We start from the raw sequence: 11,817 nt of genomic DNA, 5'->3' as shown, positions 1-11,817 counted from the left end.
CTGTTTTCGTTCGATCAGTGACGTGACCCGGCATTCGTCGCCGTGGATATCAGGTTCACAGAATCCGCGAACAATTATCAGGAATTGGCAATTAGCGGTTGACTTCTGGCGGAAATCCACTACCATTTGGTTGTGGATAGATTGAATACAACCTTCTCGGCACTGTCCGATCCGACACGGCGGGCGATGATCGAGCGGCTCTCCCTGGGGCCGGCGTCCGTAAGTGGATTGACGGAGCCGTTTGCGCTGTCGCAGCAGATGATTTCAAAACATATTGCCTACCTGGTGCGGGCGCGCCTTGTGGTGAAGACGAAGCGTGGGCGGGAGAGCGTGTGTACGCTTCGGCCGGAGGCGATCAAGACGGTCAGCGACTGGGCGACCCGGTATCGCCGGTTCTGGGAAGAGCATTTCGACAAGCTGGATGTGGTTCTAAATCAAATGAAGAAAGAGGAGGCAGGTGATGACGGAAAAGATAGCGAATGAAGTGGAACGGATGACCGTGACAAGAGTGTTCGATGCTCCACGCGAGCTGGTTTGGAAGGCGTGGACGGAGCCGAAGTACGTGATGCAGTGGTGGGGGCCGACTGGCTTTTCGGCTCCGGTATGCAAGATGGATTTTCGCGTTGGCGGGAAGTCGCTGCTCTGCATGAAGTCGCCGGAGGGGCAGGAGTTCTGGAACGCGGTGGAGTACATCGAGATCGTTCCGTTGGAGAAGATCGTGTCGTTGATGTACTTTGCGGACGCGCAGGGGAACAAGATTGAGCCGGAGGACCTGGGCATCGAGCATGAGTCCATCGAGGGCGCGTACGACGTGACGCTCTTTGAGGACCTGGGCAACGGCAAGACGAGGCTCACCCAGATTGGCAATGAACCGATGGAGAGCGCGAAGGAGAGCGGCCAGGTCGAGGGCTGGAACCAGATCCTCGACAAGGTGGCTGCGGTGGTTGCGGAGCTGGTGCGAGAGAAGTAGAAGCTAGATGAGGTTAGCGGCGAGGGACCGGTTCGACCGGGCTCCTCGCCGCCGATATCCATCCGGGCAGGCGGACGCATTCTCAGCTTGATCGGGTATCCTCAAGCTCACGCTATGCCGATCTCCAAACAGCCAGCCAAAGCTCTCACCCCTCCGCAGAAACTGACTCCTGCCAAGCGCAAGCTTGCTATCGAGGGCGTACCTTCAGCTCGAGCGAAGAAGATCGCTGCGAGTGAACCAGTTTCTGCCAAAATGCGTCGGGGGCGCACGGCTAAGCCCCTTTCTCCTGAACGTATCCAGGGGATTCTGGATGCGTTACGTCGACTGTACCCGGGCGTTGTCTGCGCGCTGACGCATAAGAATGCGTTTGAGCTGACGATTGCTACAATCCTGTCGGCGCAGACGACCGACGTGGGCGTGAATAAGTGCACGCCGGAGTTATTCAAGATGTTTCCGACGCCGAGGCGCCTAGCTGACGCGCCGGTGCTGGAGGTGGAGCGGATCATCCACGGCACGGGATTTTACCGGGCGAAGGCTAAGAACACTATCGCGGCAGCTAAAGTGTTGGTTGAACGTTTTAGGGGCAAAGTGCCTGAGACAGTGGAAGAGATGATCGAGCTGCCGGGGGTGGCTCGGAAGACAGCGAATGTGGTGCTGGGGAGCTGGTACGGGATTGCGTCCGGGGTGGTGGTGGATACGCATGTGCTGCGGCTGAGCTTGCGGCTGGAGCTGACGAAGCATACGGAGCCGGTGAAGGTGGAGCTAGACCTGCAGAAGGTGATTCCGCGCGACCGGTGGATCCAGTTCAGCCATGAACTGATTCATCACGGGCGGCAAGTGTGTATTGCACGGAAGCCGCGGTGTGCGGATTGCGGGCTGGAGACGCTTTGCAATGCGAAAGACAAGACATGGAGCTCGCATTAGAATTCGGGCTTGTCGGCTTGTATTCAATTGATTACGGGATCTTCTGCATCTAATGGATTGTGCTTTTCGAGCATTTTTGAATGGCTATGCTCGAACTGCGCAGGTTGCTACTGCAGATACAGGGGTTTCTCCACTACGTCCTGCGATGAAGCTGCGATACTCCGGTCGAAATGACAGAGATCAAGGGTCTGCGCTTAAGAGCCGATAGTAGAGACGGCTCGGCGAACAGCGTCCGCCAGGGCGGGGATGGTGGGTTCGCTGGCCTCGGTGTGTGGCGAGAGGTTCAGGTCGGTGAGAGTTTTAGAGGTAATGGGGCCGATAGAGATGCGTGGTATGCCAAATGGCAGACTAAGGCTAGATACTTCAAGTAAGGCTAGAAGGTTTGTCACTGTAGAGCTGCTGGTAAATGTGATGGCGTCTGGATAGGAGCTGGGATCGGAGAAAAGGTGTTGGATGGCGGCGATCGAGTCGGCAGGGGTGATGGTGCGGTAGGCCGGGGCGATGGTGACGACGGCTCCGGCGGCGCGGAGGGTGTCGGGGAGGTGATCGCGGGCGGACTCCGCGCGGATGAGGAGGAAGCGAGTGGGGGTGCCGTCGGGCTGGAGCGCGTGGGGGAGGAGGGATTCGGCGAGGGATTCGGCGATGGCCTTTTCGGGGATGAGGTCGGGGTTCAGACCGAGGGGTTCGAGAGCGCGGGCGGTGGCGGGGCCGATAGCGGCGACACGGAGGTTTAGGGGGAGAAAGGTTTCAGCGGTTGTGGTAGGGGCGGCGGCTTCGAGGTCCCTCGGCTGCGGGCTTCTCCCTCCGCTCAGGATGACAGCGGTGAGGTGAATATAGCGCTCGGCGAAAGCTTCGACGGCGTTGGCGCTGGTGAAGAGGAGCCAATGGAAGGTGTCGAGGGTGGCGATGGCTTCGTCGAGGGGGGCGAAGGTGGTCGGTGGGGCGAGTTCGATGGTGGGGATGAGGATGGGTTCGAGGCCGAGGGCACGGAGGGCGTCAGCCAGCGGAGAGGCCTGATGGGGCGAACGAGTGACGAGGATACGGGGGGCGGCCACGGATTGATTGTAGCGGGCGGGGCTGAAAGCCCCGCCCATCCTTTGAGGGAAGGTTATGAGACCCAACGCTGAAGCGTCGGGGTACGTGACTTTCTCCGCTGAAGACTTCAGACTTGGGGCTTCGAGAATCAGATGAGAGTTTGGCGGAGGGTTTGCGTGGCGGCACACATGTTTTCGAGGGCGGCGACGGTTTCGGTCCAGCGGCGGGTTTTGAGGCCGCAGTCGGGATTGACCCAGAGCTGTTCGGGTTTGAGGACCTGGAGAGCGAGGGTAAGGAGTTCGCCCATCTCGGAAACCGAGGGGACGCGCGGCGAGTGGATGTCGTAGACGCCGGGGCCGATCTGGTTGGGGTAGCCGAAGGTGCGGAAGGCGTGGAGGAGTTCCATGCGGGAGCGGGCGGTCTCCATGGAGATTACGTCGGCGTCGAGGGCGGCGATGGAGGGGAGGATGTCGTCGAACTCGCAGTAGCACATGTGGGTATGGATTTGGGTGCCGTCGGCGACGGAGCTGGTGGCGAGTTTGAAGGCGTTGACGGCCCAATCGAGGTAGGCGGGGCGGTCGGCAGGATGGAGCGGCAAGCCTTCGCGCAGGGCGGGTTCGTCGACCTGGATGATGCGGATGCCAGAGCGTTCTAGGTCGGCAACCTCTTCGCGGAGGGCAAGGGCGATCTGCCAGGCGGTGAGCTGCCGAGGGATGTCATTGCGGACGAAGGACCACTGGAGCATAGTGATTGGGCCGGTGAGCATGCCCTTCATCGGACGAGCCGTGAGGGAGCGGGCGAAGCTAGTCCACTTGAGAGTCATCGGTTCGGGACGGGAGACGTCGCCGAAGATGACGGGCGGTTTGACGCATCGGGAGCCGTAGCTCTGGACCCAGCCGTTTTCGGTGAAGGCGAAGCCTTCGAGGAAGTCGGCGAAGTACTCGACCATGTCGTTGCGCTCGAACTCGCCGTGGACGAGGACATCGAGGCCGATGCGCTCCTGCTCACGGATGCAATCGGTGATGGCGTCACGGAGGAAGGCATCATACTGCGCGTCGGTGGAGTGGCCGTGCTTGTGGGCGGCGCGCTGCTGGCGGACTTCTGCGGTCTGGGGGAACGAGCCGATAGTGGTGGTCGGCAGCGGCGGCAGATTCAGTTCCCTGCTCTGGATCTTGACGCGCGCGGGGAAGCTGGACTGGCGGGCGAAGTGTTTCGGCTCCAGCGCATTGAGTTGGGAACGGACGAAAGGGTTGGTGGAGGAGTCAGCCGCCTTGCGGTCGGCGAGGGTGGAGGCATTGGCGAGGGCGGCGGCTGGGTCGTGATGAGCGAGAGCGACGATCTCGGCGAGCTTCTCTTCCGCGAAGCGCAGCCAGGATTTGAGGCGGGCGGGGAGTTTGGTTTCGCTGCGGAGATCGTGCGGGACGTGGAGCAGCGAGCAAGAGGGGGCGATGAGGACGCGGCGGGGACCGAGGCAGAAGGTGGCCTGGTCAATGAGTTTTTGCGTCTCTGCGAAGTCGGTGAGCCAGATGTTGCGACCTTCGACGACGCCGAGGCTAAGGGTCTGGCCTGGCTGTAGGTCGGCAAGTACGTGCGTTAGCTGCTCGGGAGCGCGGACGAGGTCGATGTGCAGGCCTGCAGTATTGAGCTCGATGGCGAGGGGGAGGTTTTCTCCGAGAGCGCCGAAATAGGTGGCGAGCATGAGGTTGACGGGAATTTTTACCAGCTCGGCGTAAACGTTGCGGTAGGCGGCGGCGGTTTCTGAGGTGATCCGCGTGACGAGCAGGGGTTCGTCTATCTGGACGGAGATGACGCCTTCGGCTGCAAGCGCTTCGAGAACCTTCACATAGGCCGCGGTGAGTTTCGGCAGGAGTGTGAAGGGGTCGAAGTCGTCGACGCCTTTGCCGAGGAGAAGCAGCGTGAGCGGACCGATTAGGACGGGGCGCGGCTCGAAGCCGAGGGCACGGGCTTCGCGAAGTTCGGCGAGGAGCTTCGAGGTGTCCGGTGCGAAGGCGAGACCGGCGGACCATTCGGGGACGAGGTAGTGGTAGTTGGTGTCGAACCACTTGGTCATCTCCATGGCGGTTTGCTCACCGCTGTTGCGGGCCATGGCGAAGTAGCGCGCGAGGGTGACGGGGCCTGAGCCGAATCGTTCGGGCGTGGCGCCGACGAGGACGAGGGTGTCGAGGACCTGATCGTAGAGGGAGAAGTCGTTGCAGGGAACGATGTCGATGCCGGCGTTGTGCTGGAGCTGCCAGTGCTGCTGGCGAAGCGTGCGGGCGACGGTCAGAAGATCCTCCTCGGTGGCCTTGCCGGACCAGAAGGCTTCGAGGGCGAACTTGAGCTCGCGCTGGCGGCCCATACGCGGGAATCCGAGGTTTGCAGTGATGAGTTGTGCAGGGGTAGAGGAAGACGATGAAGCGAGGGGCGATGAAACTTTAGACACGGTTCTCTCCTTGGTACGAAAGAACCACCCATGCGCAGGCATGCGACGCGTGCAGGCGCACGGAGACATGCAGTAGTGACCGTTCCAATCCACGAGAGCGGCGACTTCAAGCGCACCCACGGTCGGCGCAAAGGGCGCTTCCATGGCGGTGGCGGCAGGCCGGTCTTCGGACTCTGGGCGACCTACCGGATTGCCGCTTCCCGTCTCTGTGAGACAGTGCGTTGGCTTGCGCCGCGCAATCTTTCGTTCCCATCACCGCTGCGGGACAGCGCCGGAGTTACACCGGCTTCCCGTTTAACAAAGCCTTGAGAGGCTTTGACCTGCACATCACTACTTTATATTGCCTGTAAACATCAGTGGCCTTCGGGGACCTTGCCGCCGACTTTGAACGGCTTGGTGAGAAGAACCAGAGGTGCGGCTACGAGGGTGACGACGCCGATGATGTGGAAGCAGTCCATGAAAGCGAGGAGCTGCGTCTGAGCGTGGAGCTGCTCGTAGTAGCGGGCTGTGGCGGCGGCGACGGAGTCTGCCGCGGAGTAGCCGTGCTGCGTGAGGTAGGTGGCGGTCTGCTGAATCTGCGTCTGGAGGCCGAGCGAGGTGTGGCTGAGGTGGCTGCCGACGCGCTCCTGATGGAAGTCCTGGCGGCGTTCGGACATGGTGGTGATGAAGGCGATGCCGAAGCTGCCTCCCCAGTTACGGAAGAAGTTGGTGAGCGAGGATGCCTTGTTGTTCTGATCTGGCTTGAGCTGCGAGTAAGTGATGACCGAGAGCGGCACGAAGAAGAAGGCGTAGCCGAGTCCCTGCAGGGCGCGGGCGAGGGCGTAGTGGTTGTAGTCGGTCTGCAGATTGAAATGGCTGTAGTGGATCATGGAGATGCCGACGATGATGACGGCTCCGAAGAGGAGTACACGTGGGTGCACGATGCCGCGCTGCACGAGTTGCGCTCCGACGGGGGCGAGCAGGGTGATGACGAAGGCTCCGGGTCCGAGGACGAGGCCGGCGTCGATGGCGCGGTAGCCGTAGAGCGACTGCAGCAGCTGGGGGATCATGGTGGTGGTGCCGAAGAGACCGAAGCCGAAGACGAAGTAGAAGACATTGGCAATGGCGAAGTTGCGGATCTTAAGCAGGCGGAAGTCGATGACGGGGTCTTTGACGTGAAGCTCCCAGAAGACGGCGGCGGTGAGAGCGCCGACGGCGATGACGAAGAGCCAGCAGATGGTGGGCGAGCCGAACCAATCGTCGATCTGGCCGCGATCGAGGACGATCTCGAGGGCGCCGGAGCCGACGGCGATGAGGGCGATGCCGAGGGCGTCGACGTTGAGCTTGCCTGCGGCGTTGCGGACGGTCTTGCGCTCTTCGGCGAAGGAGTCTGGATCGTGTACGTACTTGTTGGTGAAGTAGAGCGAAATGAACCCGATCGGGATGTTGATGAGGAAGACCCAACGCCAGTTGTAGTTGTCGGTGATCCAGCCGCCGAGGACGGGGCCGATGGCGGGGGCGGTGACGATGGCGACGGTGTAGAGCGCAAAGGCCGAGGCACGCTTGGCGGGTTCGAAGGTATCGACGAGGATGGCCTGTTCGACCGGGGCGAGACCTCCGCCTCCGATGCCCTGCAGGACGCGGGCGATGAGCATGATGCCGAGCGTAGGAGCGATGCCGCACATCAGCGAGGTGATGGTGAAGAGAGCGACGCAGGCCATGTAGTAGTTCTTGCGGCCAAAGACGCGGGAGAGCCACGCTGACATGGGCAGAACGACGGCGTTGGCGACGAGGTAGGTGGTTAGAATCCAGGTGACCTCGTCGTAGGAGCGACCAAGACCTCCGGCGATATACGGCAGAGAGACGTTGGCGATGGAGGTATCGAGGAGCTCCATGAAGGTGGCCAGCGTGACGGTGAGGGCGACGACCCAAGGATTGATGATGGGGCGCGGACGCGCGTTGGTCTGTGCGGGCATGGGGGCTACGGCGGTCGCCATGGGTGTCGTCCTCTGGGGGTGGAGTAAAAAGAAACCATTCGGTCTCTTTTTGGATCAGATGAAGTAGAAAAGAGACCGATGCGTCTTTTTTTCGGTAGGCTGTGGATGCGAGGGTTAGCGGCGATGACGAAGGGTGAGGCAACGAAGCTGATGATTCTGGAGCACGCTGCGCCGATCTTCAATCGGCGAGGGTATGCGGCGTGCTCGATTCAGGAGCTGATGGACGCGACCGGACTGGAAAAGGGCGGGATCTACCGGCACTTTACGAATAAAGAAGAGCTCGCTGCGGAGGCGTTGAAGTTTGCGCTATCGAAGAGCGTGAAAACGCGGACTGAGCATCTGGAGAACATTCCGAATGCGGTAGATAAGTTGCTGAAGGCGGTGGCGATCTTTGTGGAGACGCCTTCGATTATTCCCGGGGGATGCGCGCTGATGAATGCGGCGATCGATTCCGACGATGGCAACGAGCGGTTGCGGAAGATTGCAGAAGAGGCCATGCACGGATGGCAGACGCGGCTGACGAAGGTAGTGCTGGCGGGAATGCGTGCTGGGGAGATTCGGAGTGGCGTGAAGCCGCGTGCGCTGGCGAATACGATTATCGCGACGCTGGAAGGCGCGCAGATGATGAGCCGGTTGCGGCGGACGTCGCGGCCGTTGAAAGATGCTCAGGAGATGTTGAACGGGGTGATCGAAGGGGTGCGATGCCCGAAAGGGCGGTTAGGTAGACACAAAGGGGCCGCTGGGTAAAAGCCAGCGGCCCCTTTTTTGCTGTCTGTTACTTTGCGGGGTACGAGACCTCGATCGTGCGGATCTCCCATGGCTTGATGGGGAGGGTGATGGTTTCGCCACTGAGGTGAGTGGCGGAAGCTCCTGCGATGGGTGCCTCCATCAGATTGACCTCGGTGGCTGAGGTTGCGCCTGCGGGGATGTGGAGGTGGAGGTCAGTTCCCTTGCCTGTGGCCTCGTACACGCGGAAGATGAGGGAGTTCGAGTCCTCGGCCTTCTTGACGGCGGAGAGAATCACATTCGGCTCATCGACAGCGATGAAAGAGTGAGTGGCCGGGAGAGAACCGGTGTGGGCGAAGGTCTGCTGCGCCATGAGAGGCGTATTGAGTTCGTAGCCGCGGTGGACCGTCTGCGCATACTGCCACGAACCGGTGTGCGGGTAGATCTCGTAGACGAAGTGCTGGTGACCCTGGTCGGCCTTGTCGTCGGGCCAAGTGGCCGAACGCAGCAGGGTGAGGCGCAGCATGTTGCCGACGGCGTCGTAGCCGTATTTGCTGTCATTAAGGATGGAGACACCCTGCTTGGCGTCTCCAAGATCGGCCCAGCGTTGGGCGGGGACCTCGAACTGCGCCTTCTCCCAAGTGTTGTTGCGGGTGGTGGGGCGCTCGATGGCTCCGTAGGGGATCTCGTAGGTGGCCTTCTGCGAAGACGCTGCGAGCGAGAAGGCTGCCTTCAGCAGGATGTGCTCTTCGTGCCATTCGACATCGTTCGACACGCGGACAGCATCGGCCCCGGCGTCGAGAGAGATGTCCTGAATGAAGTGCGACTTGCTCCAGGTGCGCTCTATGCGGATGGTCTTACGGAGCGGACCATCTTCGAGGACCTTGATGGAGTCGACCTTGTCGATGGGCGTGTAGGGGACATCGAAGGTGCCGGGGTCGACGTTCCAGGCGTCGTACTGCTTGGGCTTGTCGACGTAGGTCTGTAGCTGGTTGCCGCAGGCGTTGGGAGCGATGTACTCGTCACTGCCGGTGAGCTTAAGGCTGGTGATGCAGCCGTTTTGCTTATTGATTGTGAACTTCAGCTTCGAGTTCGAAAGAATATAGCTTTCGGACTCATTGGCTAGGTTGGGCTCATCATCGTGTTCAATATAGCCCCCACCAATCGCTCCGATTGCATGGATCACCTCGTACCCAAGCGCGGGGACATTCCTAACCTGGGCTAGGACCTCGAACGTATTATCGGCCAAGTTGTGCGAAATAACTTGCGTGTTTAGTTCATGGTCTTTCGAATCTTCAAGCCGGATGGTGGAGGTGCCTTCAGGAAGCTGCACCGAGAGTCGGATGGCTTCCGTGCGGGGCCATGCCATCGAGTTGAAGACCACGATAGGGGTATTGTTGTATCGGAGGTCGCTCTTGTTGACGCGGGTGTCGATCTGCGAGCCGATAGTCTTGAGCGAGGCTTCGTCGATGTTGTGATCGTTGTTGAAGACCTGCGCGTAGTCATCGGCTGCGTCGCGGTAGATGACGGCGATGCCTGAGCCTGCGGCGAGATCGTGGAACTGGTTGAAGGTGATCTTTTTCCAGTTATCGGTGAAGAGGTCGTTGGGGTACTTCTCGCCGTTGAGCCATGCGAGCGAAGCCAGCTCTTCGGAGTCGAGGGTTGCGGTTTCGCTGCGGCGCATGCCTTCTTTATGCTTGGCCTGCGTCGTCATGATGCCGCGGTGGTATTCGAAGTAGAGTTCGCTATCCCAGGTAGGGATGCCGACGCTGCCGTCTGCGCCCGCTGCGGGAGCGGTCCAGCCCTTGGCGATCTTGTCGTAGTCCCAGGTGGGCGAGGTTGGGTTGATGTGGGTCTGCACGTCGTCGAAGAAGTGCTGGGCGGTGCTGTAGTGAATGCTGGGCACGGCCTGCTGCGGGTCTTTGCTGGCGGCGATCCAATGGTCGGCCTGGTCAAGCATGTCGCGCGTGGGGCCGCCGCCGTGGTCGCCGAGACCGTAGAGGTCCATGTGCTCGAAGGTGCCGGGGTTGCGCTCGGCAGACTCGGCGAAGTCAGCCGAGATGCGTGTGGGGTTTACGTTGTCGTGCGTGTAGTCGGTCGGGAAGTACGTGAGGACCTTGGAGCCGTCGGGGGACTCCCACCAGAAGAGGCGGAAGGGCAACTGGTTGGTGTCGTTCCAGTGCATCTTCTGGGTGACAAAGTAGTCCATGCCGCTGCGCTTATAGATCTGCGGAAGCTGCCAGTTGTAGCCGAAGCTGTCAGGGTTCCAGCCGATGCGGGCGGTAACGCCGTAGAGGCTCTTGAAGGCGCGCTGGCCGACGAGGAGCTGGCGCACGAGCGATTCGCCACCGGGGAGGTTCAGGTCAGGCTCGACCCACATGCCGCCGACGATCTCCCAGCGGCCTTCCTTTACGCGCTGTGCGATCTGCTTGTTGAGCTCGGGGTATTTGTCGGCCATCCACTGCGAGTACTGCGAGGCGGACTGCGAGTAGGTGTAGTCGGGGTACTCGTTCATGAGCTGCAGCGCAGTGGTGAAGGTGCGCTTGACGACGTCGATGGTTTCGGAACGCGGCCAGAGCCAGGCGGCGTCGATGTGGGCGTTGCCGGTGAGGTCGATCTTGGCGGTGGCGAGGGCAGAGTGGAGCGGGGCAAGGATGGACTGCGCTTTGACGAGAGAGGCGTCGAAGGCCTTCTGGTTCCCTGCTTCGAGTGCCTTGGTGTCGATGGCGGCAACGGCTTTTTCTACCGTGGGAAGAAGGTCTTTGCGCGGGGTGGGCAGCGCGGGTAGAAGGTTGGCGGCGGTGATGCACTCGACGCGGATGTCGTCGGGATTCGGGCGGCCCTGCTTCGAAGCTGAGTCGATTGGCTCAATCTTCATGTTGACGCCGCGGAAGCTCTTGTCGTCCACGGTGGCAAGGAGCTTCACGGCGACGAGAATCTTTTCGCCGGGGTGGGCGGGCTCGAAGAGGATGATGGGTTCGAGATCGTCACCGAGGGCGACGCGGCGGCCGTTGAAGTAGATGATCTGCGGCATGGGGCCGTTGGCGTCGGCGCGGAACTGGAACCAGATGCGGGTGCCGGAGAGATCGTAGCCGTGGAGGGTCTTGGGGACTTCGATGGTCTGGCGATACCAGACAGCTTCCTTTGGAGCCTTTACGGACTTGCGCTCAGGGGGCGTGGGGATGGATTGCCAGCTGGAGTCGTCGAGGGTGACGGACTCGCCGTGCGGGATGTCTCCGGCATGGAAGCGCCAGGTGCCGCCGGGGAGGGTGTTCAGAGTTTCGAGTGTGTGCAGCTTTTCGATCGCTGCGGGGGAGAGGTTCTTCAGCTCGCGGACCGGAGCGAAAGACTGAGCGAAGGCGAGCGAGGAGCTGAGGAGCAGAGCGAGCGAAAGGCTACGAATACGCATGGTGGAAAGGTTACCAAACTTGAGGCACGGCTGGAACGAATTGAGATGAAATGCTCATCCATTCAACGTCCAGATTTGCCCTGATGCCCAAGATTTGGCCCAAGAATGATCTAGCGGCTGCTTCCGCGACGGAGGGCAAAGATGAGGATGACCAGGCCGACCAGAGCTGTCGCTGCGCCGCGGTAGGCCCAGACCATCTGCCCGGTCATGAAGCTGCCGGGAAGGACGTTGATACCCTGAAGGATCCAGACGGTCCCCATACCCATCATCACTACACCTAAAACTCTCAGAACCAACCGCATCGGCTTCCTCGTTTCGTCAACAGCGCCATGAT

At 60.9% G+C, this 11,817-nt stretch carries 9 protein-coding genes and 1 riboswitch; of the genes, 4 read left to right on the top strand and 5 right to left on the bottom strand.

Translation table 11 applies throughout. The annotated features are described in order from the left end of the window. The first annotated feature begins 132 nt into the window (after nucleotides 1–132). From OHL14_RS11575 to nth, 3 genes are all read left to right on the top strand, one after another. A complete protein-coding gene (locus tag OHL14_RS11575; RefSeq protein ID WP_263379503.1) occupies nucleotides 133–483 on the top strand; it encodes an ArsR/SmtB family transcription factor in 351 nt (116 codons plus the stop codon). Beyond that, complete coding sequence (locus OHL14_RS11570; RefSeq protein WP_263379502.1) at nucleotides 461–970, top strand: SRPBCC family protein; 510 nt, start codon at nucleotides 461–463, stop codon at nucleotides 968–970. The genes OHL14_RS11575 and OHL14_RS11570 overlap by 23 nt, the downstream gene beginning before the upstream one ends. Before the next feature lie 114 nt (nucleotides 971–1,084). After that, nucleotides 1,085–1,894: an endonuclease III gene (nth, locus tag OHL14_RS11565; protein WP_263379501.1), complete on the top strand. Its 810-nt coding sequence runs from the start codon at nucleotides 1,085–1,087 to the stop codon at nucleotides 1,892–1,894. Between the two features lie 194 nt (nucleotides 1,895–2,088). Here the strand turns inward: nth and OHL14_RS11560 are convergent, their stop codons facing one another. From OHL14_RS11560 to OHL14_RS11550, 3 genes are all read right to left on the bottom strand, one after another. Beyond that, entirely contained in the window at nucleotides 2,089–2,949 is an 861-nt protein-coding gene (locus tag OHL14_RS11560) for a uroporphyrinogen-III synthase (RefSeq protein WP_263379500.1), read from the bottom strand. Between the two features lie 128 nt (nucleotides 2,950–3,077). After that, nucleotides 3,078–5,372, bottom strand: coding sequence for a 5-methyltetrahydropteroyltriglutamate--homocysteine S-methyltransferase (gene metE, locus OHL14_RS11555; protein WP_263379499.1), 2,295 nt, complete (start codon nucleotides 5,370–5,372; stop codon nucleotides 3,078–3,080). A 140-nt stretch (nucleotides 5,373–5,512) separates the two neighbouring features. Further along, nucleotides 5,513–5,711, bottom strand: a riboswitch (cobalamin riboswitch). A 14-nt stretch (nucleotides 5,712–5,725) separates the two neighbouring features. Then, nucleotides 5,726–7,348, bottom strand: a complete 1,623-nt coding sequence (locus OHL14_RS11550; protein ID WP_263379498.1) for a DHA2 family efflux MFS transporter permease subunit — start codon at nucleotides 7,346–7,348, stop codon at nucleotides 5,726–5,728. A gap of 78 nt (nucleotides 7,349–7,426) precedes the next feature. Between OHL14_RS11550 and OHL14_RS11545 the strand changes: the two genes are divergently transcribed. Continuing rightward, complete coding sequence (locus OHL14_RS11545; protein ID WP_263379497.1) at nucleotides 7,427–8,095, top strand: TetR/AcrR family transcriptional regulator; 669 nt, start codon at nucleotides 7,427–7,429, stop codon at nucleotides 8,093–8,095. A 28-nt stretch (nucleotides 8,096–8,123) separates the two neighbouring features. Here OHL14_RS11545 and OHL14_RS11540 read toward each other — a convergent pair whose 3' ends face one another. Together OHL14_RS11540 and OHL14_RS11535 are read right to left on the bottom strand one after the other, a co-directional pair. Beyond that, the gene (locus OHL14_RS11540) at nucleotides 8,124–11,483 is read right to left on the bottom strand and encodes an alpha-mannosidase (RefSeq protein WP_263379496.1); all 3,360 of its coding nucleotides are present in this window, start codon (nucleotides 11,481–11,483) and stop codon (nucleotides 8,124–8,126) included. Nucleotides 11,484–11,593: 110 nt separating this feature from the next. Continuing rightward, a complete protein-coding gene (locus OHL14_RS11535; protein WP_263379495.1) occupies nucleotides 11,594–11,785 on the bottom strand; it encodes a hypothetical protein in 192 nt (63 codons plus the stop codon). Between the last annotated feature and the right edge of the window lie 32 nt (nucleotides 11,786–11,817).

The organism is Granulicella paludicola, from assembly GCF_025685545.1.
Lineage (GTDB): Bacteria > Acidobacteriota > Terriglobia > Terriglobales > Acidobacteriaceae > Granulicella > Granulicella paludicola.
The sequence above is the reverse complement of the archived record's forward strand: the minus strand, read 5'-3'. Positions and strand labels throughout refer to the sequence as shown.

Bases quoted from the DNA above. Each gene is read 5' to 3' on its own strand.
- OHL14_RS11545 (WP_263379497.1), top strand. From the start codon at position 7,427: ATGCGTCTTTTTTTCGGTAGGCTGTGGATGCGAGGGTTAGCGGCGATG.
- OHL14_RS11540 (WP_263379496.1), bottom strand. From the start codon at position 11,483: ATGCGTATTCGTAGCCTTTCGCTCGCTCTGCTCCTCAGCTCCTCGCTC.
- OHL14_RS11570 (WP_263379502.1), top strand. From the start codon at position 461: ATGACGGAAAAGATAGCGAATGAAGTGGAACGGATGACCGTGACAAGA.
- OHL14_RS11550 (WP_263379498.1), bottom strand. From the start codon at position 7,348: ATGGCGACCGCCGTAGCCCCCATGCCCGCACAGACCAACGCGCGTCCG.
- OHL14_RS11535 (WP_263379495.1), bottom strand. From the start codon at position 11,785: ATGCGGTTGGTTCTGAGAGTTTTAGGTGTAGTGATGATGGGTATGGGG.
- nth (WP_263379501.1), top strand. From the start codon at position 1,085: ATGCCGATCTCCAAACAGCCAGCCAAAGCTCTCACCCCTCCGCAGAAA.